Origin of the sequence: Peribacillus muralis (genome assembly GCF_001645685.2) — a bacterium.
GTDB lineage: Bacteria > Bacillota > Bacilli > Bacillales > DSM-1321 > Peribacillus > Peribacillus muralis_A.
The window spans coordinates 142,958-164,255 of the sequence record NZ_CP017080.1; the positions used below are offsets into that span (position 1 = coordinate 142,958).

The window sequence follows — 21,298 nt, forward strand, 5'->3', positions numbered from 1 at the left end:
TTTGGTTGGTACAATTAAGGAAATAATAGACATGTATGGGGGAAAACAATGAACAGCCGTAATTTAGTTAAATTGTTTTTTACGACATTGCTTATCGGCGGTATAACCGGGGGAGTTGTAGGTTTTTTGGCTCGATGGGGTGAGTTTAAGCCTTATTTTTCTTCTTTTGAAGTCAGTAGCATCCTTTCAACCTTTATTTGGTTATTCGGTGTTGGATTAATATTCAGTGTTATAAGCCAAGCGGGCTTTTTTGCGTATTTAACGATACATCGATTCGGTCTAGGGATTTTTAAAAGCGCTTACCTATGGAATGCCGTGCAAATTGTACTCATCCTTTTTGTTGTATTCGATTTAGTTTACCTGCGGTACCTTAATTTTGGATCGGGTGAGGGAATCAGCTCCTATATCGTGCTAGCCTTGATTGTGTTAGCTGCCGCGTTACTTACGGCCTTTTTCAAAATGAAGCAAACGAATGGACGATCATTCATTCCCGCTTTATTTTTCATGGTCGTATTCACGGTTTTGGAGTGGTTGCCTGTCCTGAATTCAAATGATGAAGGCTGGCTTTACTTCATGCTGTTTCCCCTGCTGGTCTGCAATGCTTATCAATTATTGGTCCTAAGCAAATTGATCGAGCGTTCACAGAAGGAATTGGCAGGTAAAAGAGCGCAGAAGAAAGCTCAAATAAAGGGAGCAAAAATGAAGGCGGGCGAATTGGGGAAAGGCAGCTAACCTATTTGCGTACATATTGAATCCAGATTGGAACTGCGTATGGATGGCTTAAGGGCCAACTATACGCAGTTTTGCTATTTAGCGGATTTCCTCACTGCTTGCGGATGAGTTGGATATCATCTCCGACACGTTAACGAAGGTCAAATTTTTTGCGCGAAGCTCATCCAATAACTCCGGAAGTGCCTTGTTCGTTTGTTTTGCCGAGTCGGAAGCATGCAATAAGATGATATCGCCCTTTTGTGCCTTGTTGATATTCTGGACGATTCGTTCCACTCCCGGATTTGTCCAATCCTTTGAATCAATGCTCCAATGGACTACAGTATATCCAAAATTATCACTGATCTTTAAGAGACGTTTATCGAAATGACCGGTTGGTGCCCTGAGAAGCTCTATATTTTTTACATTAAGCTTTTTAAATGCTTCCTGGGCTTTAGAAATATCCCGAATGATTTCTTGATCGTCCATTTCGGAATAATCCTTATAATCGTAACCAAGCATACCGATTTCATATCCATCTTTTACGATTTGGGCTACGATATCAGGGTGACGCTCAGCCCAAGAACCTGAAAGAAAAAAAGTGGCAGATTTAATGTTCTCCTTCTTTAAAGTTTCTATTATCGGTTCCGCCTTTTCATCACCCCAGCCAATATTGAATGTTATCGCAACATTCTTCTCTCCTTTATAAACCGCTTTTGGTCCATCCTCAGTAGAAAAAACAGGAGCATGTAGTATGTTTTGTACAAATAGGAACCAAGCGGTAAACAGTGCCGTGAGTAAAATTAACGAATAAAATTTGATGTTCCTTGCTTGAAGCACCATGAAAAATTTCATTAATTCCATCCCCTTGTCCAAGACTCTTGTCTTCAAATTTATGCGAAAGGAATTTTGTTATGCAAAAAAAATCATGACTGGCTTGATAAAATTCGTATCTTTAGGGAAAGATGTCTGTTGGAGGTGTCGGTCATGCTCGGTTTATTGATCAGTGACAAAGAAAAATTGGAATTGGAGTATTTGTTAAAAAGGGAAATGGATGAGATCGTAAGTGATTTTCAGGATGAAAGGATCGATCACATAATCAAAAGGGCCATGAACGAGAAATTCAATATCCTTTTCAGTTTGTTTAAAAGGGTGAGCACTGAAGAGGAATGCCTTGTATATATGAAGGTGAAAACGAAATTATCGAAGCATAATCAATGAACATTGCTAAAAGTTGATTTTATTCGTGAAACCTATTGACTATTGATTTGGACGCTGGTATATTATAAAAGTTGCTGCAACTTAAAGGCTTACTAAAAAGAGATGAAAAAAACTTTTTAAAAAAGTTGTTGACGGCATGGCAATGAGATGTTAAGATATTAAAGTCGCTAAGAGAGATTAAGCGAAAAAATTGCTCTTTGAAAACTGAACAAAACAAAGCGCCAACGTTAAATTTTAAGTGAGCACACACTATCAAAAAGCAAATGAGCAAGTCAAACATTTCTTCGGAGAGTTTGATCCTGGCTCAGGACGAACGCTGGCGGCGTGCCTAATACATGCAAGTCGAGCGAATGGATGGGAGCTTGCTCCCTGAAGTTAGCGGCGGACGGGTGAGTAACACGTGGGCAACCTGCCTATAAGACTGGGATAACTTCGGGAAACCGGAGCTAATACCGGATACGTTCTTTTCTCGCATGAGAGAAGATGGAAAGACGGTTTACGCTGTCACTTATAGATGGGCCCGCGGCGCATTAGCTAGTTGGTGGGGTAATGGCTCACCAAGGCGACGATGCGTAGCCGACCTGAGAGGGTGATCGGCCACACTGGGACTGAGACACGGCCCAGACTCCTACGGGAGGCAGCAGTAGGGAATCTTCCGCAATGGACGAAAGTCTGACGGAGCAACGCCGCGTGAACGAAGAAGGCCTTCGGGTCGTAAAGTTCTGTTGTTAGGGAAGAACAAGTACCAGAGTAACTGCTGGTACCTTGACGGTACCTAACCAGAAAGCCACGGCTAACTACGTGCCAGCAGCCGCGGTAATACGTAGGTGGCAAGCGTTGTCCGGAATTATTGGGCGTAAAGCGCGCGCAGGTGGTTCCTTAAGTCTGATGTGAAAGCCCACGGCTCAACCGTGGAGGGTCATTGGAAACTGGGGAACTTGAGTGCAGAAGAGGAAAGTGGAATTCCAAGTGTAGCGGTGAAATGCGTAGAGATTTGGAGGAACACCAGTGGCGAAGGCGACTTTCTGGTCTGTAACTGACACTGAGGCGCGAAAGCGTGGGGAGCAAACAGGATTAGATACCCTGGTAGTCCACGCCGTAAACGATGAGTGCTAAGTGTTAGAGGGTTTCCGCCCTTTAGTGCTGCAGCTAACGCATTAAGCACTCCGCCTGGGGAGTACGGCCGCAAGGCTGAAACTCAAAGGAATTGACGGGGGCCCGCACAAGCGGTGGAGCATGTGGTTTAATTCGAAGCAACGCGAAGAACCTTACCAGGTCTTGACATCCTCTGACAACCCTAGAGATAGGGCGTTCCCCTTCGGGGGACAGAGTGACAGGTGGTGCATGGTTGTCGTCAGCTCGTGTCGTGAGATGTTGGGTTAAGTCCCGCAACGAGCGCAACCCTTGATCTTAGTTGCCAGCATTCAGTTGGGCACTCTAAGGTGACTGCCGGTGACAAACCGGAGGAAGGTGGGGATGACGTCAAATCATCATGCCCCTTATGACCTGGGCTACACACGTGCTACAATGGATGGTACAAAGGGCTGCGAACCTGCGAAGGTAAGCGAATCCCATAAAGCCATTCTCAGTTCGGATTGCAGGCTGCAACTCGCCTGCATGAAGCCGGAATCGCTAGTAATCGCGGATCAGCATGCCGCGGTGAATACGTTCCCGGGCCTTGTACACACCGCCCGTCACACCACGAGAGTTTGTAACACCCGAAGTCGGTGAGGTAACCTTCATGGAGCCAGCCGCCTAAGGTGGGACAGATGATTGGGGTGAAGTCGTAACAAGGTAGCCGTATCGGAAGGTGCGGCTGGATCACCTCCTTTCTAAGGATAATACGAGTGCGCTTTTGTTTTGTTCAGTTTTGAATGAGTAATTCATTCAATCACGGAAGAAGCATCACGTTGTGATGGGTTCTTTCTACTTTGTTCCTTGAAAACTAGATAATAGATAGAAGGCAATTAATTTTTTCAAAGCATCTGTAAGACTTTTTTAACGGTTAAGTTAGAAAGGGCGCACGGTGGATGCCTTGGCACTAGGAGCCGATGAAGGACGGGACTAACACCGATATGCTTCGGGGAGCTGTAAGTAAGCTTTGATCCGGAGATTTCCGAATGGGGAAACCCACTGTTCGTAATGGAACAGTATCTTTACCTGAATACATAGGGTACTGAAGGCAGACCCGGGGAACTGAAACATCTAAGTACCCGGAGGAAGAGAAAGCAAATGCGATTTCCTGAGTAGCGGCGAGCGAAACGGAATTAGCCCAAACCAAGAGGCTTGCCTCTTGGGGTTGTAGGACACTCAACATGGAGTTACAAAGGAACGGGGTAAATGAAGCGATCTGGAAAGGTCCGTCAAAGAAGGTAAAAACCCTGTAGTTGAAACTTCGTTCCCTCCTGAGTGGATCCTGAGTACGGCGGAACACGAGAAATCCCGTCGGAAGCAGGGAGGACCATCTCCCAAGGCTAAATACTCCCTAGTGACCGATAGTGAACCAGTACCGCGAGGGAAAGGTGAAAAGCACCCCGGAAGGGGAGTGAAATAGATCCTGAAACCGTGTGCCTACAAGTAGTCAGAGCCCGTTAATGGGTAATGGCGTGCCTTTTGTAGAATGAACCGGCGAGTTACGATTTCATGCGAGGTTAAGTTGATGAGACGGAGCCGCAGCGAAAGCGAGTCTGAATAGGGCGAATGAGTATGAGGTCGTAGACCCGAAACCAGGTGATCTACCCATGTCCAGGGTGAAGTTCAGGTAACACTGAATGGAGGCCCGAACCCACGCACGTTGAAAAGTGCGGGGATGAGGTGTGGGTAGCGGAGAAATTCCAATCGAACCTGGAGATAGCTGGTTCTCTCCGAAATAGCTTTAGGGCTAGCCTCAAGATGAGAGTATTGGAGGTAGAGCACTGATTGGACTAGGGGCCCCCAACGGGTTACCGAATTCAGTCAAACTCCGAATGCCAAATACTTATTCTTGGGAGTCAGACTGCGAGTGATAAGATCCGTAGTCGAAAGGGAAACAGCCCAGACCACCAGCTAAGGTCCCAAAGTATACGTTAAGTGGAAAAGGATGTGGAGTTGCTTAGACAACCAGGATGTTGGCTTAGAAGCAGCCACCATTTAAAGAGTGCGTAATAGCTCACTGGTCGAGTGACTCCGCGCCGAAAATGTACCGGGGCTAAACGTATCACCGAAGCTGTGGATTGACACCATTAGGTGTCGATGGTAGGAGAGCGTTCTAAGGGCGTTGAAGTCAGACCGGAAGGACTGGTGGAGCGCTTAGAAGTGAGAATGCCGGTATGAGTAGCGAAAGAAGGGTGAGAATCCCTTCCACCGAATGCCTAAGGTTTCCTGAGGAAGGCTCGTCCGCTCAGGGTTAGTCGGGACCTAAGCCGAGGCCGAAAGGCGTAGGCGATGGACAACAGGTTGATATTCCTGTACCACCTATACATCGTTTGAACGATGGGGGGACGCAGAAGGATAGGGTAAGCGCGCTGTTGGATATGCGCGTCCAAGCAGTTAGGCCGGAAACGAGGCAAATCCCGTTTCCACCAAGGCGGAGCTGTGATGGCGAGGGAAATATAGTACCGAAGTTCCTGATTCCACGCTGCCAAGAAAAGCCTCTAGTGAGATGTAAGGTGCCCGTACCGCAAACCGACACAGGTAGGCGAGGAGAGAATCCTAAGGTGTGCGAGAGAACTCTCGTTAAGGAACTCGGCAAAATGACCCCGTAACTTCGGGAGAAGGGGTGCTTTTTAGGGTGAATAGCCCAGAAAAGCCGCAGTGAATAGGCCCAGGCGACTGTTTAGCAAAAACACAGGTCTCTGCGAAGCCGCAAGGCGAAGTATAGGGGCTGACACCTGCCCGGTGCTGGAAGGTTAAGGGGAGAGGTTAGCGCAAGCGAAGCTTTGAACCGAAGCCCCAGTAAACGGCGGCCGTAACTATAACGGTCCTAAGGTAGCGAAATTCCTTGTCGGGTAAGTTCCGACCCGCACGAAAGGTGTAACGATCTGGGCACTGTCTCAACGAGAGACTCGGTGAAATTATAGTACCTGTGAAGATGCAGGTTACCCGCGACAGGACGGAAAGACCCCGTGGAGCTTTACTGCAGCCTGATATTGAATTTTGGTACAGCTTGTACAGGATAGGTAGGAGCCTGAGAAGCCGGAGCGCTAGCTTCGGTGGAGGCGTTGGTGGGATACTACCCTGGCTGTATTGAAATTCTAACCCGCGCCCCTTATCGGGGTGGGAGACAGTGTCAGGTGGGCAGTTTGACTGGGGCGGTCGCCTCCTAAAGAGTAACGGAGGCGCCCAAAGGTTCCCTCAGAATGGTTGGAAATCATTCGTAGAGTGTAAAGGCACAAGGGAGCTTGACTGCGAGACCTACAAGTCGAGCAGGGACGAAAGTCGGGCTTAGTGATCCGGTGGTTCCGCATGGAAGGGCCATCGCTCAACGGATAAAAGCTACCCCGGGGATAACAGGCTTATCTCCCCCAAGAGTCCACATCGACGGGGAGGTTTGGCACCTCGATGTCGGCTCATCGCATCCTGGGGCTGTAGTCGGTCCCAAGGGTTGGGCTGTTCGCCCATTAAAGCGGTACGCGAGCTGGGTTCAGAACGTCGTGAGACAGTTCGGTCCCTATCCGTCGCGGGCGCAGGAAATTTGAGAGGAGCTGTCCTTAGTACGAGAGGACCGGGATGGACGCACCGCTGGTGTACCAGTTGTCTTGCCAAAGGCATAGCTGGGTAGCTACGTGCGGACGGGATAAGTGCTGAAAGCATCTAAGCATGAAGCCCCCCTCAAGATGAGATTTCCCATGGCGCAAGCTAGTAAGATCCCTGAAAGATGATCAGGTTGATAGGTCAGAGGTGGAAGCGTGGTGACATGTGGAGCTGACTGATACTAATAGATCGAGGACTTAACCAACGCTTTTTAAAAAATGAAATACCTTCTTATTATCTAGTTTTGAAGGAATGAAAAACTTTCAAAAAAATGAATATGGTCTGGCAGTTATGGCGAAGAGGTCACACCCGTTCCCATTCCGAACACGGAAGTTAAGTTCTTCAGCGCCGATGGTAGTTGGGGGTCTCCCCCTGTGAGAGTAGGACGTTGCCAGGCTATTCATTTAAATCTTTAAATGGGTTTTAGGAAACATTATATCATTCCGCAGTAGCTCAGTGGTAGAGCATTCGGCTGTTAACCGAACGGTCGTAGGTTCGAGTCCTACCTGCGGAGCCATATGCTTCCATAGCTCAGTAGGTAGAGCACTTCCATGGTAAGGAAGAGGTCAGCGGTTCGAATCCGCTTGGGAGCTTCCCAATCTATCTATGAATACAATCAAGTCCGGCCCGTTGGTCAAGCGGTTAAGACACCGCCCTTTCACGGCGGTAACACGGGTTCGAATCCCGTACGGGTCACCATTCATCATTTTCAAATCGGAGGATTAGCTCAGCTGGGAGAGCATCTGCCTTACAAGCAGAGGGTCGGCGGTTCGATCCCGTCATCCTCCACCATTTTAATCTTTTTTTGCCGGTGTAGCTCAACTGGTAGAGCAACTGACTTGTAATCAGTAGGTTGGGGGTTCAAGTCCTCTTGCCGGCACCACTTACAACCATATATTGCGGAGGGGTAGCGAAGTGGCTAAACGCGGCGGACTGTAAATCCGCTCCTTAGGGTTCGGCAGTTCGAATCTGCCCCCCTCCACCATTTCAATAAAATCCTGTGGATTAGTTATATATTTTCTTTAATGGGGAAATATGTGATTACCACCTTTTTATTTTGTTGAATTTAATTAAACATAGTATATATTGGGCTATAGCCAAGCGGTAAGGCAACGGATTTTGATTCCGTCATGCGAAGGTTCGATCCCTTCTAGCCCAGCCATTTGCGGAAGTAGTTCAGTGGTAGAATACAACCTTGCCAAGGTTGGGGTCGCGGGTTCGAATCCCGTCTTCCGCTTTATTTCATTTCAACAATCCCCTTTGGGGCCTTAGCTCAGCTGGGAGAGCGCCTGCCTTGCACGCAGGAGGTCAGCGGTTCGATCCCGCTAGGCTCCACCATCAACTACATACACCAAAACTTACGTCTTAAGCCTACCAGGCTTAAGGCTTTTTTTATTCAAATGGTTTAGCCCAGCATTTGCATCACTGCGACAAACCGAGGATGAACCTTGAAGCCTGCATTTTTATACATGGGAATGTCCAGTTGAACCACAAGGCATTTACGATATAAAATGGTGAAAAGGGGGAGTTGTATGTCTATTCAGAAAATTTCCGTCATTGGTCTGCCCATGGACCTTGGTCAAGCAAGGCGCGGGGTGGATATGGGACCTAGTGCAATCCGCTGTGCAGGGATCATCGAGCGTCTTGAACGCCTAAATATAGAAGTAGAGGATTTAGGAGATATAATGGTGGGGCGTCCTGAAAATGCCAACGATCCTGAAACGAATTTAAAAAATCTATCACTTGTCGCAGCAGGTAACACCGAGTTGGCTGCAAAAGTAGATGAAATAATTGAAAGCGGCTCTTTTCCACTCGTATTGGGAGGCGATCATTCAATCGCAATAGGAACGCTCGCGGGAGTCGCTAAGCACCATGGGAATGTCGGCGTGATTTGGTACGACGCCCATGGGGATTTAAATACGGAGGAAACGTCACCATCAGGGAATATCCATGGAATGCCGCTTGCTGTCAGTATGGGGCTTGGGCACCCGGACTTAATCAATATCCATGGCGCCTATCCAAAGGTTAAACCGGAAAACATCGTGATCATTGGGGCGAGGTCTTTGGATGAAGGGGAAAAAGCTCTTATACGTGATAAAGGGATTAAAGTCTACTCGATGCATGAAATCGATCGAATGGGAATGGCACGGGTCATGGAAGAATGCATTGAATATTTAAGGGAGCGAACCGTTGGCGTCCACCTCTCATTGGATTTGGATGGGGTCGATCCTGCAGATGCTCCAGGTGTAGGGACCCCGGTGATTGGGGGCATTAGCTACCGGGAAAGTCATTTGGCGATGGAAATGCTCGCGGAAGCAGATTTGATTACCTCGGCGGAATTCGTTGAGGTGAATCCGATTTTAGATGAGAGAAATAAAACCGCAATCGTTGCCGTGGCACTGATGGGATCGCTATTTGGGGAAAAACTACTATAAATGATGTAATATAAAAACAGTAACCGGCTTGTAATGGGTTACTGTTTTTTATATGCTAGAAGGCGTAAGCTTATTTTCCTGGGTGTATGTAACTGGAACATTTCCAAACATAAATGGCTGCAAGCACATTCCCCTTTTCAAACTGTATGTCTGTCCTTAAGACTCCTGCCTTTTGTTAGGTAGAGGTATTGATTGATCAAGATATCCAGTTTGCTGCTTACTTCAACCACTTCATTATCCACCATCGAAGAACGGGAAGCCATATTCATCATTTTTTGTCTGTATTGTTCAATATGGTCCAAAATCTGTTCAGCAGTCATATAGAGATCCACTCCCTTGGATTTTACAATTTCTTACTATATAACCCTGTTTTTTTTTTCTTAAACATAATTTGTAAAACTTTGTTAAAATTAATGTATTAAAATTTTGAAACCTTTTAGCTTACGATTCGTAATAATCGTATAGCCGCATGAGCGGGGGTAATACTGGAAAATGGATGCACTCATTAAAGAGAGAATTAATCAAGTAGTAAAGGGAGACCATAATGCTTTTGGGGAAATTGTCGAAATTTACAAGGACAAAGTTTTCCAGATATGTTTCAGGATGCTTGGAAACAGGCAAGAAGCAGAAGATTTGGCACAAGAGGCCTTTGTGAGGGCATTCGTGAATATTCGAAGTTTCAATATTGACATGAAATTTTCTACATGGTTATATCGCATTGCGACTAACCTTTGTATCGATCGCCTTCGCAAGAAAAAACCGGATTACTATCTCGATGCAGAAGTTGCTGGAACAGAGGGATTGAATATGTACTCCCAGCTTGCATCGAATGTGGCAAAGCCCGAGGAAGAGGCGGAATCTTTAGAACTGCAGGAAACCATTCAAGAAGAAATCATGAAATTGCCAGACAAATATAGATCGGTAATCGTATTGAAGTATATTGAAGAGTTATCCTTGAAGGAAATCAGCGAAATACTCGATTTGCCAGTCGGCACAGTCAAGACAAGAATACATCGCGGTCGCGAAGCCTTGCGTAAACAACTACGCCATTTATAAAAAGAAGGTGAGAAAAATGAACTGCCATGAGGAAATCATTGATTATATGCATGATTATTTAGACGATGACATCAAACCGGAGCATAAAGAATTGTTGCGCGAGCACCTGCAAACGTGTTCGGAATGCCAGGAATACTTTCATGAAATGAAAAAGGCGGTAGCTCTCGTACAAAGCACCTCCCATATTAAGGCGCCGGATGACTTTACCGCAAAGGTTATGGCTCAATTGCCAAAGGAAACGAAAACAACTGGTGCCAAACGTTGGTTCAAAAACCATCCCTTCATGACAGCGGCCGCGATGTTCATCATCTTGATGACAGGCTCCGTTTTTTCCACTTATAATCAGGATGAACATTTTTCGGTATCAAAGCAGTCCAATTTAGTGGTTGAAGGCGAAACGGTGATCGTGCCTGCTGGTGAGACAATCGAGGGAAATGTCGTGGTTCAAAATGGTAATATCCAAATAGATGGTGAAGTAGAGGGGGATGTCACAGTCATAAATGGACATAAGTACATGTCCAAGGCTGGAAATGTGACAGGAAGCATCCATGTCATTGACCAAGCTTTCGAGTGGATGTGGTATAAGGTCAAGGATACTGCGACCTCATTGATTCCTTCGCATCAAGGGAAAAACGAATAAAAGTCATAAAGCTGGGTGGGGACATCGTGTTTCATGCGATGACTTCGCTCAGCTTTCCTTTTATGGATGAGGGGAGACTATTTTGCTTGATTGAATCTGCCAAGTAAATTTCTCGCACTAGTTTTAGAAGTCTCATTTAAATAATGGTATACTATTAGGGTTATTACATAACGATTGTGTAATTGTTATTTGGAGTAATACTGACTGGAGGAAACAACATGTCTTTATCCAATTTGAATGTTTGGGACTATGTAGTAAATTTCATTGATATTCTCCTTGTTTGGTTTGTGATATATAAATTGTTAACTATTATTCGAGGCACGAAGGCTATTCAGCTGCTAAAAGGAATTTTTGTGATTGTCATTGTAAAAAGCTTAAGCAACCTGTTTGGTTTCAATACACTTGGATGGTTAATGGCACAAGTCATGAACTGGGGAGTATTGGCAATCCTTGTCATTTTCCAACCGGAACTGAGAAGGGCACTTGAACAATTGGGACGCGGTAAGCTCTTTTCAAGGGGCACCGTGCCAGAAGAGAATCAGCAAGAGCGTTTAGTCGAAGAAATTCTAAAGGCGTCCACTTATATGGCGAAGAGGCGGATAGGAGCCTTGATTACGATAGAAAAGGGAACCGAGCTCGGGGATTATGTTGAAACCGGGATTCCTCTAAAGTCGTATATTTCTTCAGAGCTCCTCATTAATATTTTCATACCTAATACGCCGCTTCACGATGGCGCAGTCATATTACAGAATAACCAGGTCGCCGCTGCAGCCTGCTATCTTCCTTTATCGGAAAGCCCGTTCATTTCAAAGGAACTCGGCACACGGCATAGGGCTGCGATAGGCATGAGTGAAGTGACTGATAGTCTTACGATTGTCGTTTCAGAAGAAACGGGTGGGATATCGGTCACTAAAAATGGTGAGCTCTACCGGGATTTGAATCAAGAATCCTTCAGGGCCATGCTGACAAGTGAACTCGTAGTGGAAAACATCAAAACAACTTCCTCAGGCATCTGGAATTGGAGGGGGAAAAAGAATGGATAAGTTCACCAATAGTGCGTGGTTTATGAGAATCGTAGCGTTTGCCTTGGCAGCACTTCTGTTCATTTCCATTAACTTTGAGATGGAGTCCGATAAAAAATCCCTTGGTTTATCCACCGCCCCTGAAATCAGTACGGAAACCATTGAAAATGTACCGGTTGAAGTGTACTATGACCGTGAAAATCTAGTGGTAAGCGGAGTGCCGGAAACGGTCGATGTGACTCTAAAGGGAGCAAAAAGTCTGCTGATCAATGCAAAAAACCAAAGGGGCTTCAAGGTTTATGTAGATCTGTCAGATCCTGAAATCTCAATGGGGAACAGGACGGTCACGTTCAAAATAAGTGACTTGAATGAAAAACTGGTGGCGACAATCGATCCGGAATATGCGGAAGTCAATGTTCAGGAACGAGTGACAAAGGATTTCAAGGTTGAGGCCGAGTATAATACCTCCTTGCTTGAAGATGGGTATACCGCCGGGCAGCCGACAGTGAGCCCGCAAACGGTCAAAATAACGGGCGCTAAAGACGCCATCGAACAGATTTCCTATGTGAAGGCAAACCTTGAAATAAGCAAGGGCCAGAATGAAACCGTAAACGGAAAAGCAACCGTCAAGGCTCTTGACCGGGACTTGAATAAGTTGGATGTGACGATCGAGCCTGCTTCAGTTGCAGTATCCTTGAAAGTGAGCATCCCTTCAAAAACGGTGTCCATCGAACCAAAGCAAACCGGGAAGGCCGAGGATGGCATCAGGATCAAGAGTATAAGTGTCGACCCTGCAGAGGTCACTTTATTTGGATCGGAAACGAACCTGGAAAAAATAAATGAATTGAAGCTTCCTGTAAACATCTCCAAAATCGATGGAGATACGGAACTGGAGCTTGATCTTACAAAACCGGAAAGTGTACAAAAAATGTCCTTAGGTAAGGCCAAGGTCAAAATTCGCACGGAAAAAGTCGATGTAGATCAGGAGACTTCAGATCCAGTCGATGAAGATGTTGTACAAGAACCAGAAGAAGAAAAAGAACCGGAAGGAAAACCAGTCGAAAAGGATGAACCGGCTGTCATTGAGTCCAAGACATTGAACAATGTAAAAATAGAACCTGTAGGCATCCAGGAGGGCCAAGATGCAAAATTGGAATCTGAAGTAACGAGCATCACGCTGCAAGGCGAGTCCGATGATTTGAAGGATATCACGAAAGACGACATTAATCTTACAGTGGATTTAAGTAATTTAGATGAAGGTACGCATGATGTGAATGTGGCGGTAAATGCGCCTGCGGGCTTGGATTGGGAACTGGGTTCTAAAACGATAAAGGTCTCCATTACTCCAAAAGAAGAAGAGACATGAACTTCCTTTAACATCATTTAATTAGGAACGATTCAAAGAAGGAGCGATTAAGATGGGTAAATATTTTGGAACAGACGGAGTTAGGGGAATAGCGAATAGCGAATTAACACCGGAGTTGGCATTTAAACTAGGCCGTTTTGGTGGCTACGTCCTTACTAAGAATACAGAAAAACCCAAAGTGCTAATAGGGCGGGATACACGCATTTCAGGTGAAATGCTGGAAGGTGCACTTGTTGCTGGTCTCTTATCGATTGGGGCAGAGGTGATGCGCCTTGGTGTCATTTCGACACCTGGAGTTGCGTATTTAACGAAAGCCTTAAGCGCTGAAGCGGGTGTCATGATTTCAGCTTCGCATAATCCAGTCGCGGACAACGGCATTAAATTCTTTGGGCCCGATGGCTTCAAGCTGTCCGATGATCAGGAAGCGGAAATTGAAGCACTGTTGGATATGGAAAAGGATGAACTTCCACGTCCTGTAGGCGGAGATCTAGGCCATTTAAACGATTATTTCGAAGGCGGACAAAAGTATTTGCAGTACTTGAAACAATCGGTCGACGAAGACTTTACCGGCATTCACGTTGCGCTTGATTGTGCACATGGAGCGACCTCATCCTTGGCCATGCATTTGTTCGCGGACCTTGATGCGGACATTTCGACAATGGGTGCATCTCCAAATGGTTTGAACATCAATGAAAAGGTGGGCTCGACTCACCCTGAGGCACTTGCTGAATTCCTAAAAGAAAAAGGCGCGGATGTAGGCCTAGCTTTCGACGGGGATGGGGACCGTGTCATTGCCATCGATGAAAAAGGAAATATCGTGGACGGCGACCAGATCATGTATATCTGTGCGAAATACTTGAAAGAAAATAACCGTCTGAAGCAAGGAACCGTGGTTTCTACAATCATGAGTAATCTGGGCTTCTATAAAGGTCTTGAAGAGCATGGTATCCAAAGTGCCCAAACGGCAGTGGGAGACCGCTACGTGGTGGAGGAAATGAGAAAAGGCGGCTATAACCTTGGCGGCGAACAGTCCGGACACATCATATTCCTGGACTACAACACGACAGGTGACGGTCTATTGACGGGCTTGCAGCTGGTTAACATCATGAGTGACACGAAAAAAAGCCTATCCGAGCTTGCTGGTGAGATGAAGAAATATCCACAAACGCTTATCAATGTCCGGGTCACCGATAAACATGCCGTAACGGATAATGAGAAGGTACATGCAGTCATTAAGGAAGTTGAAACGGAAATGAACGGGAATGGCCGCATTTTGGTAAGACCATCCGGCACTGAACCGCTTGTCCGTGTAATGGCCGAAGCACCGACTGCTGAGGAATGCACGAATTATGTCGATCGCATCGTCTCTGTTGTAAGAGCCGAAATGGGACTGAACGAATAACCAATCTTATGCATAAAAGGAACGAAAAATCCTTTTATGCATATTTTTATAAAGAATGGTTTTTTTATGAACCATGATAATAAAGAATTGACCTTTGTCCCTTGTTTAAGGTATGATTATCCTGATTTACAACTGCTTTTCTAAATAATGGTTGTATCAAGAAGGAGGGTAGGCAAAGTAAGCAGGAATCACAAAAGCGCCTGAACTAAGTCTGGTCGAGAATGGCTTAGTTGACGAGGAGGAGGTTTATCGAATGTTCGGCGGATACCTCCCGGCTGAAGTGCACAGCCGCAGTAATTCCAATTTTAAAACAGTGGGGCAACCTACTGCACAAAGGATTGGGGATGCACAATGGGATGAATGCTTTTGGGCATTTCCTTAATAAAAAATATATATCAGAGATGAGGGGGCAGGGATGCCCCCGTGCATTCCTGTTCCCTCGGATCGGTTGGAGGAACGGAAATTATGTGTGGAATTGTTGGATATATTGGACTTAATGATGCGAAGGAAATCCTATTGAAAGGCCTTGAAAAACTTGAATACCGCGGATATGACTCTTCAGGGATTGCCGTGAAGAATGAAGCGGGCGTAACGATTTTTAAGGAAAAGGGACGAATCGCCGACCTGCGTGGAGCCGTGGACGAAAATACGGTTGCACATACTGGGATTGGACATACGCGCTGGGCCACTCATGGTATTCCAAGCCGTGAAAATGCCCATCCTCACCAAAGCAATTCAGGTCGATTAACATTAGTTCATAATGGGGTCATTGAAAACTATGCGATTCTAAAACGTGAATATTTGCAGGATGTTGCCTTTAAAAGTGAAACGGATACGGAAGTCATCGTTCAACTTATCGAAAAGTTCGTGAATGGTGGCATGGAAGTGGAAGAGGCGTTCCGTCAAACACTCACGCTATTGGAAGGATCATATGCCATTGCCCTTTTGGATGTCGAAAATGATGAAACCATTTTTGTCGCGAAAAATAAAAGCCCGCTGCTGATCGGAGTCGGAAAGGACTTTAATGTTGTAGCTTCGGATGCAATGGCCATGTTGCAAGTCACAGATCAATTCCTTGAACTGATGGATAAAGAAATGGTCATCGTGACGAATGAAAAGGTGACGATCAAGAATCTTTCCAACGAAGAAGTATTGCGTGCACCGTTCACTGCTGAACTGGATGCAAGTGATATTGAAAAGGGTACGTACCCTCACTATATGCTTAAGGAAGTCGACGAGCAGCCAGCTGTCATCCGTAAGATCATTCAAGCTTACCAAAATGAAGAAGGCAAACTTGCCATCGACTATAGCATTACTGAAGCTGTAAGTGAGGCGGACCGCATTTATATCATCGCTTGCGGAACTAGCTATCACGCAGGATTGATCGGGAAGCAATTCATCGAAAAAATGACTGAAATTCCGGTTGAAGTCCATGTGGCATCGGAATTCACTTATAATATGCCGCTATTATCGAAAAAACCGCTTTTCATCTTCATTTCGCAAAGTGGGGAAACGGCTGACAGCCGCGCCGTATTGGTTTCGATCAAAGCACTAGGCCATAAAGCCTTGACCATCACAAACGTACCAGGCTCCACATTATCACGTGAAGCGGATTATACGCTCTTGCTGCATGCCGGCCCTGAAATTGCCGTTGCCTCAACAAAAGCCTATACAGCTCAAGTGGCCGTGTTGTCCATACTGGCAAATGTAACAGGTCATTTCCGTAACCTGGAATATGACTTCGACCTTGTAAAAGAGCTTGGAATCGTAGCGACAGCCATGGAGGCCCTATGCGACTCGAAAGAAGAGATGGAGGCCATCGCCCATGAATACCTGTCCGTTACAAGAAACTGCTTCTTCATCGGCCGTTCCCTTGACTACTATGTTGTCCTGGAAGGGGCGCTTAAGCTGAAGGAGATTTCCTACATCCAGGCGGAAGGCTTTGCTGGCGGCGAGCTTAAACACGGAACGATCGCCTTGATTGAAGAAGGCACACCAGTGATAGCACTTGCCACGCAAGCCGGCGTCAACTTAAGCATCCGCGGCAATGTCAAAGAAGTCGTTGCCCGCGGCGCCAAGCCTTGCATCATTTCGATGAAGGGGCTTGAAGAAGAGGATGATCGTTTCGTCATCCCGGAAGTGCACGAACTATTAACACCCCTTATCTCTGTTATCCCGATGCAGCTCATCGCCTACTACGCTGCCCTGCACCGCGAATGCGACGTGGATAAACCACGTAACCTTGCGAAAAGTGTAACGGTTGAGTAAGCTTGGAATGAGTGCAGCGTATGCTGTAGTTTTAATATAAGTTTAACCCCTTTAGTTATGATTATCTAAAGGGGTGTTTTTATGTCCAAAAGTGGATTAAAGAAGGTCGTGGGACAGGGTGCAGATTATCAACCGTGGCTCATTAGGTGTGGGGAACTTGCGAAATATATTGCTTTTTAATAAAGAGATATGGAGGAGTCATGACTAAAATGTGTCCATGAAACTATTTTAACTGCAAGGCTTATTATTTCTTCATTACTTTAACAATCAGAATTATTCCACTAATAAATAATGCAATAAATAAAACCAAATTAATCAGAGCTATAGTTAAATTTGTCATTGTGCTTTACTCCAGGTTGGGGAAGTTACAGTATAAACATATCCAGATTTAGTGGTAACGGTAGCTCGACTATACATCGATGTATATGTTGGTAGTATCGAATTATATTTTTTCGTCATATCCATCTTTGTAGAACCTAAAGATGTATTTTGAGACATAGTCAGAGCAGGGAAATATGAAAAGGGCCTGTAGAATAAGCACAAAAAGTTTGTGTGGAAAATAACGGAAATGCTAAACTGTAAGAAATACGGACTTTTGGAGGGGATTTATTTGTTATTTATAGGTATTCCTATTTTAATTGTGCTGGTTATAGCTACGAGCATAATAGAGAAGAGTTTAAAATCTATCGAAAAACAAAATGCAGTAGTGATAGATTTATTAAAAGAGATAAAAGATAAAAAATGATTATATTCTTGTATATTCACAGTCTGGAAGGCAATGGTTAATGTAACCTTCCAGACTGTCAAATCTAAAAAAAATGAACGTTTAATAGTAATTTAATCTGGCAAAAGTCTTATCTTTCTGGGCATATAAAGTTAAGCTTCTTGAGACTGTATAAAGTCCTAATTTGTGTGTGAACTGATTAGTATATTCAGCCTTTGCAGCAGCACTACTGGTTTCTTTTGATTTAAGTATTTTGAATTTCTTTTCTGTAACACTGTAAAGCACTGCGTCCACAGCTTGTTTAGAAATAGAAGTAATACTATCATAACCGCCTTGAACACTACTAACTTTAGCATTGAAACGTATATTCCAAATTCCATCATTGTATCTAGCAGTTACATTGCAATTCCTATATCCTGATCCTGATGTGCATGAATTATTTTTAACAGTACCAGTAGCGTAGTCATACGGGACTATTAGTGGTTCTACATCCTCTTCCTCTATAGAAAGCTGGATTCTTGAACCATCATCAAATTCAATGTATTTTTCTTCAAGATCTGTATCAATAGTTAAATCATCCTCGTGTTTGGCTACCTCTGTTTCTTTTTGAGCATCCAATAGTTCGCCATTAGCTACCTTCTGTACAAGTTCTTCTGCTGTTTCATCATCAATTCCCAGTTTAATAAAGTTGTCTTTTTGTTGTTGTAGTTCTTCTTTTGTAAATTCAGCTTTTTCACTAGCATGAGAACTAAGAGTACTAAAGAAAAAAAATAAAGAGCTCATGAATAAGGTTGCGATGATCTTTGATGCAATTTTTGAATTTGTCATATGTAGTAAACCTCCTTTTGTTAAATGAGCTATAGAGAACCAAGAGTATTGCTCTCAAAAGGTTCTTTTCTACCATATGCGGCTTTAGCAGGACAACAAACTCCCAGACCTAAATTAAATTGCGGGTAAAGCTGTAATACAAACCAACTTTTTCATAAAAGCCCTTCCTCTGTATAGTAATCAATATTATAAAATCAGTTATATTTATGGAAAAAATTTCAATTATGGAATACGGCGAAACAAAACTGGGACAATAACCATATAATTCCTATAATAAAATACAAATTTATGATATGAATTATCCGAAAAATAAAGATAGTCATGTATATGCGATTGAGATGTTTTAAGAAAGATTAATGTAAAAACAGGAGAGAGTTATCTTGAGGGAATCGATATAAGAAAAAATATTAAGGCTTCTAAAACTAATAGAATCTAGATATTCCTTACTTACCATATGTGCAGTGAACAAATGGGTAGTTCTACAGATCACAGAACAAGGATGTATGTTGCCAATTCATGAGGACTACTTAGTAAATCAAAAATGAAACAAGGAGTTCCTGAATTGGAACTCCTTGTGTGTTTGATTATTGATAAAATGAAAATATAATTGTTTTTCCATTAGTGCTCTCAGAGGGCGGTGTTGCGTTTATGTATAAATCGACTATAATATTCAGTTTTCTTATAGTCTCTCTTGTAACTGTCATTTTTCTAATTAAAGGTGAATGGCAAAATGCAATAACTACTTGGGCGTTTTATGGTGGGATTTTATCAGTAGCAGTGTATTTTCCTTTTTCTCAAAAAAGAAAATCACTTGAATCCTAGATTGTGTGGTCATCCTGAATTTAGATGTGTTGATTTTCAGAAGTAAAATAAAACCCTAGTTCTAAAGGGGGTTAGTGTTTTTACAAAGAGGTAAAAATGAATACTAATATTAAGCAAACTCATGGCCTTATATTATTTATAACCATACTAATTATGATTATTTTTCCATTTTCACAACTTATATTACAAGAACTTTCTTTGCAAATAAGCAAACCATCATTTTTCTTTATAAGTAAACTGATTATTATCTATTTGCTTTTTGTTTACTTAAAAAAGAAAAATATAACTTTATCGAGCATTAGGCTAAAAAAGGTACATATAAAATATATTCTTCTTGGTATTTTAATGGGCATCATCGCTCACATGCTCACTATGTTTTTTGTTAGGACCCAATATTATCTTCTAACGGGCGAATGGCTTGCTGCGGAAAAGATTGTTGATACACTTATGGAGAGTAATGAAAACATAAGTTTTTTCAGCATTATCATGATTGGCTTTTCAGTGGCGATTAGTGAAGAAATGCTTTTTAGGGGTATATTATTAAAACAATATCAGAAAATGAACATAAAGCCGGCCATAATTTTAAGTGCTCTTATTTTTAGCCTATATCATATGACGGTGGGAAACTTGGTTTTCACTTTTGTCATAGGTATCTCTCTTTCACTAGTAACCATCTATACGGGAAGTATCGTTCCGGCTATCTTTTATCACTTTTTAGTGAATGAAATAATGAGGATCATCATGCATTTCCCTGAAAAGGTTACTGAGCCTTATTTTAAAGTAATGGTGTCTCCAATTACCACGATAACTGGTTTAATACTATTTCTATCTATAACAACTTACTTATTTATAAAAATAAGAAAAAATAATTCTTTCCAAAGTGAAAAAGTTAAATTCTTTGATAGATACATTACCTTGTTTTTTTTGATGTATGTAATTCTCCTAACACTTTATATTATAAAGGCATTAAAATGAATGGGCAGGAACCGACTACTGTTAGTGCTCAAGAAAATGCGGTTTGGCAATTAAAAGCATCTGGCAGGATTAGCTGTAAAACTTTAAAGCCCAAAACATAACGCTTTTGGGCTTTATCCATGGTGCATAAGTTTTTTTGTGAGCTTGCCTGCATATACATGCCGCCCGCGGAGATTATGAAGGATTTATTCTTGGATACTTTAAACAATCTCCCTATCTGCCGTCTCGTCTAGCTCCAAAGGTAAAAAGGCATATTCGCCGTCACTGAGGATTTCACCTTTGCGAACAGCGAGCGGCGTTTTGAAGAGCGGCCCATTGATAACTGTCGTATGGAATTCCCCGCCTTCTCCGCAAGGGTCGATTCCTCGGGCTACAAGCTCCTGCACGTATTCGTGGGTCAGCGTTCGCCCTAAATCGTCCTCACGCATTCCAAGTGAAAGATTCACGGTTACAATCATCGTTTCAAATCCAAGATGTATGAACTCTTCGACAGCTTGGCGATGGTCCATTTCCCATAAAGGCATCCCGAGCTTCAATCCAGCATTCGTAGCAACTTTATCATTCCAACAGCCATGTTCGGGCATATCCAAATCTCCAGTCACCAACACTTCTGCTCCTTGGCTCTTAGCATCCGCTAAAAGGCGCGTAAATTCCTTTTCATAATCTGTCCAGCTGGCAGCTGCCGTGTATACGGGCAAGCCTATGGATTCGGCTTGGGCCTGTATGAGTTCAGGAGGCATTCCATGGGATCTGGACCGTTTTCCTTCTTCCTCCAGCATGACGATCAGTCCGACCGCTTCCCCGGCTTTCATCGCTTTGTGAAGAGCTAGGACACTATCCTTTCCTCCGCTAAAAGAAGCGATGAATTTATGCCCACGGGCCCCATTCTTCCAATCCTTCAGTTCTGTCATCCCCATTTTCCCCCTAAATGTAATGGCTTCATTTGTTTCATTTTATCACGATTGGTCTCGCAGATAAGATATTATTGCCTATCAATATAGTCTCCGGTTGTCGTAACAGGACCAACTGATGATCATTTGGAACGGCGTGAACCTGCATTTATGTATAGGATTTTTCATGCCGAAAAAAAACAAGGGCTT

The 21,298-nt window shown here is 43.8% G+C and carries 15 protein-coding genes, 9 tRNA genes and 3 rRNA genes; 23 read left to right on the forward strand and 4 right to left on the reverse strand.

Going from position 1 to position 21,298, the window contains the following annotated elements:
* The first annotated feature begins 48 nt into the window (after positions 1 to 48).
* Complete coding sequence (locus ABE28_RS00790) at positions 49 to 732, forward strand: KinB-signaling pathway activation protein (protein ID WP_064462560.1); 684 nt, start codon at positions 49 to 51, stop codon at positions 730 to 732.
* 78 nt (positions 733 to 810) lie between these two features.
* Here ABE28_RS00790 and pdaB read toward each other — a convergent pair whose 3' ends face one another.
* The gene (pdaB, locus tag ABE28_RS00795; RefSeq protein ID WP_064462561.1) at positions 811 to 1,563 is read right to left on the reverse strand and encodes a polysaccharide deacetylase family sporulation protein PdaB; all 753 of its coding nucleotides are present in this window, start codon (positions 1,561 to 1,563) and stop codon (positions 811 to 813) included.
* Positions 1,564 to 1,695: 132 nt separating this feature from the next.
* Here pdaB and ABE28_RS00800 point away from each other — a divergent pair, with 132 nt between their 5' ends.
* The 14 genes from ABE28_RS00800 to rocF all read left to right on the forward strand — a co-directional run bounded on the left by ABE28_RS00800 (position 1,696) and on the right by rocF (position 9,095).
* Positions 1,696 to 1,929: a hypothetical protein gene (locus ABE28_RS00800; protein WP_064462562.1), complete on the forward strand. Its 234-nt coding sequence runs from the start codon at positions 1,696 to 1,698 to the stop codon at positions 1,927 to 1,929.
* Positions 1,930 to 2,210: 281 nt separating this feature from the next.
* Positions 2,211 to 3,761 (forward strand): 16S ribosomal RNA (locus ABE28_RS00805).
* Between the two features lie 171 nt (positions 3,762 to 3,932).
* Positions 3,933 to 6,865: ribosomal RNA gene (locus ABE28_RS00810) — 23S ribosomal RNA — on the forward strand.
* Between the two features lie 76 nt (positions 6,866 to 6,941).
* Positions 6,942 to 7,057, forward strand: a 5S ribosomal RNA gene (gene rrf, locus ABE28_RS00815).
* Together the 16S, 23S and 5S rRNA genes with 9 tRNA genes alongside form the textbook arrangement of a ribosomal RNA operon.
* A 45-nt stretch (positions 7,058 to 7,102) precedes the next feature.
* Positions 7,103 to 7,177, forward strand: a tRNA-Asn gene (locus ABE28_RS00820).
* 3 nt (positions 7,178 to 7,180) lie between these two features.
* Positions 7,181 to 7,253 (forward strand) — tRNA-Thr (locus ABE28_RS00825).
* A gap of 31 nt (positions 7,254 to 7,284) precedes the next feature.
* A tRNA-Glu gene (locus ABE28_RS00830) sits at positions 7,285 to 7,359 on the forward strand.
* Positions 7,360 to 7,376: 17 nt separating this feature from the next.
* Positions 7,377 to 7,452: transfer RNA gene (locus ABE28_RS00835), tRNA-Val, on the forward strand.
* Positions 7,453 to 7,467: 15 nt separating this feature from the next.
* A tRNA-Thr gene (locus ABE28_RS00840) sits at positions 7,468 to 7,543 on the forward strand.
* 18 nt (positions 7,544 to 7,561) lie between these two features.
* Positions 7,562 to 7,645, forward strand: a tRNA-Tyr gene (locus tag ABE28_RS00845).
* 102 nt (positions 7,646 to 7,747) lie between these two features.
* Positions 7,748 to 7,822, forward strand: a tRNA-Gln gene (locus ABE28_RS00850).
* A 3-nt stretch (positions 7,823 to 7,825) separates the two neighbouring features.
* A tRNA-Gly gene (locus tag ABE28_RS00855) sits at positions 7,826 to 7,897 on the forward strand.
* 25 nt (positions 7,898 to 7,922) lie between these two features.
* Positions 7,923 to 7,998, forward strand: a tRNA-Ala gene (locus tag ABE28_RS00860).
* A 194-nt stretch (positions 7,999 to 8,192) separates the two neighbouring features.
* Entirely contained in the window at positions 8,193 to 9,095 is a 903-nt protein-coding gene (gene rocF, locus ABE28_RS00865) for an arginase (RefSeq protein WP_064462166.1), read from the forward strand.
* 137 nt (positions 9,096 to 9,232) lie between these two features.
* Here the strand turns inward: rocF and ABE28_RS00870 are convergent, their stop codons facing one another.
* Positions 9,233 to 9,415, reverse strand: a complete 183-nt coding sequence (locus ABE28_RS00870; protein ID WP_064462165.1) for an aspartyl-phosphate phosphatase Spo0E family protein — start codon at positions 9,413 to 9,415, stop codon at positions 9,233 to 9,235.
* A 172-nt stretch (positions 9,416 to 9,587) separates the two neighbouring features.
* Here ABE28_RS00870 and sigW point away from each other — a divergent pair, with 172 nt between their 5' ends.
* From sigW to ABE28_RS25555, 7 genes are all read left to right on the forward strand, one after another.
* Positions 9,588 to 10,151 carry an RNA polymerase sigma factor SigW gene (gene sigW, locus ABE28_RS00875; RefSeq protein WP_064462164.1) on the forward strand — a complete coding sequence of 188 codons (564 nt, stop codon included), beginning with the start codon at positions 9,588 to 9,590 and terminating at the stop codon, positions 10,149 to 10,151.
* Between the two features lie 16 nt (positions 10,152 to 10,167).
* Complete coding sequence (locus tag ABE28_RS00880) at positions 10,168 to 10,791, forward strand: anti-sigma factor family protein (RefSeq protein ID WP_064462163.1); 624 nt, start codon at positions 10,168 to 10,170, stop codon at positions 10,789 to 10,791.
* A gap of 218 nt (positions 10,792 to 11,009) precedes the next feature.
* Complete coding sequence (cdaA, locus tag ABE28_RS00885; RefSeq protein WP_064462162.1) at positions 11,010 to 11,834, forward strand: diadenylate cyclase CdaA; 825 nt, start codon at positions 11,010 to 11,012, stop codon at positions 11,832 to 11,834.
* Entirely contained in the window at positions 11,827 to 13,179 is a 1,353-nt protein-coding gene (locus ABE28_RS00890) for a CdaR family protein (RefSeq protein ID WP_064462161.1), read from the forward strand. The genes cdaA and ABE28_RS00890 overlap by 8 nt, the downstream gene beginning before the upstream one ends.
* Positions 13,180 to 13,231: 52 nt before the next feature.
* The gene (glmM, locus tag ABE28_RS00895; protein WP_064462160.1) at positions 13,232 to 14,581 is read left to right on the forward strand and encodes a phosphoglucosamine mutase; all 1,350 of its coding nucleotides are present in this window, start codon (positions 13,232 to 13,234) and stop codon (positions 14,579 to 14,581) included.
* A 465-nt stretch (positions 14,582 to 15,046) separates the two neighbouring features.
* Complete coding sequence (glmS, locus tag ABE28_RS00900) at positions 15,047 to 16,849, forward strand: glutamine--fructose-6-phosphate transaminase (isomerizing) (RefSeq protein WP_064462159.1); 1,803 nt, start codon at positions 15,047 to 15,049, stop codon at positions 16,847 to 16,849.
* A 610-nt stretch (positions 16,850 to 17,459) separates the two neighbouring features.
* The gene (locus tag ABE28_RS25555) at positions 17,460 to 17,594 is read left to right on the forward strand and encodes a hypothetical protein (RefSeq protein WP_257390678.1); all 135 of its coding nucleotides are present in this window, start codon (positions 17,460 to 17,462) and stop codon (positions 17,592 to 17,594) included.
* An 81-nt stretch (positions 17,595 to 17,675) separates the two neighbouring features.
* Here ABE28_RS25555 and ABE28_RS00905 read toward each other — a convergent pair whose 3' ends face one another.
* Positions 17,676 to 18,401 carry a hypothetical protein gene (locus tag ABE28_RS00905; RefSeq protein WP_064462158.1) on the reverse strand — a complete coding sequence of 242 codons (726 nt, stop codon included), beginning with the start codon at positions 18,399 to 18,401 and terminating at the stop codon, positions 17,676 to 17,678.
* 918 nt (positions 18,402 to 19,319) lie between these two features.
* Between ABE28_RS00905 and ABE28_RS00910 the strand changes: the two genes are divergently transcribed.
* The gene (locus ABE28_RS00910; RefSeq protein WP_064462157.1) at positions 19,320 to 20,198 is read left to right on the forward strand and encodes a CPBP family intramembrane glutamic endopeptidase; all 879 of its coding nucleotides are present in this window, start codon (positions 19,320 to 19,322) and stop codon (positions 20,196 to 20,198) included.
* A 200-nt stretch (positions 20,199 to 20,398) separates the two neighbouring features.
* Here the strand turns inward: ABE28_RS00910 and ABE28_RS00920 are convergent, their stop codons facing one another.
* Complete coding sequence (locus tag ABE28_RS00920) at positions 20,399 to 21,109, reverse strand: Dph6-related ATP pyrophosphatase (protein WP_064462155.1); 711 nt, start codon at positions 21,107 to 21,109, stop codon at positions 20,399 to 20,401.
* Between the last annotated feature and the right edge of the window lie 189 nt (positions 21,110 to 21,298).

Excerpts from the sequence above, each read along its gene's own strand:
- ABE28_RS00790 (WP_064462560.1), top strand. The coding sequence starts at position 49 with ATGAACAGCCGTAATTTAGTTAAATTGTTTTTTACGACATTGCTTATC.
- pdaB (WP_064462561.1), bottom strand. The coding sequence starts at position 1,563 with ATGAAATTTTTCATGGTGCTTCAAGCAAGGAACATCAAATTTTATTCG.
- ABE28_RS00800 (WP_064462562.1), top strand. The coding sequence starts at position 1,696 with ATGCTCGGTTTATTGATCAGTGACAAAGAAAAATTGGAATTGGAGTAT.
- rocF (WP_064462166.1), top strand. The coding sequence starts at position 8,193 with ATGTCTATTCAGAAAATTTCCGTCATTGGTCTGCCCATGGACCTTGGT.
- ABE28_RS00870 (WP_064462165.1), bottom strand. The coding sequence starts at position 9,415 with ATGACTGCTGAACAGATTTTGGACCATATTGAACAATACAGACAAAAA.
- sigW (WP_064462164.1), top strand. The coding sequence starts at position 9,588 with ATGGATGCACTCATTAAAGAGAGAATTAATCAAGTAGTAAAGGGAGAC.
- ABE28_RS00880 (WP_064462163.1), top strand. The coding sequence starts at position 10,168 with ATGAACTGCCATGAGGAAATCATTGATTATATGCATGATTATTTAGAC.
- cdaA (WP_064462162.1), top strand. The coding sequence starts at position 11,010 with ATGTCTTTATCCAATTTGAATGTTTGGGACTATGTAGTAAATTTCATT.
- ABE28_RS00890 (WP_064462161.1), top strand. The coding sequence starts at position 11,827 with ATGGATAAGTTCACCAATAGTGCGTGGTTTATGAGAATCGTAGCGTTT.
- glmM (WP_064462160.1), top strand. The coding sequence starts at position 13,232 with ATGGGTAAATATTTTGGAACAGACGGAGTTAGGGGAATAGCGAATAGC.
- glmS (WP_064462159.1), top strand. The coding sequence starts at position 15,047 with ATGTGTGGAATTGTTGGATATATTGGACTTAATGATGCGAAGGAAATC.
- ABE28_RS00905 (WP_064462158.1), bottom strand. The coding sequence starts at position 18,401 with ATGACAAATTCAAAAATTGCATCAAAGATCATCGCAACCTTATTCATG.
- ABE28_RS00910 (WP_064462157.1), top strand. The coding sequence starts at position 19,320 with ATGAATACTAATATTAAGCAAACTCATGGCCTTATATTATTTATAACC.
- ABE28_RS00920 (WP_064462155.1), bottom strand. The coding sequence starts at position 21,109 with ATGACAGAACTGAAGGATTGGAAGAATGGGGCCCGTGGGCATAAATTC.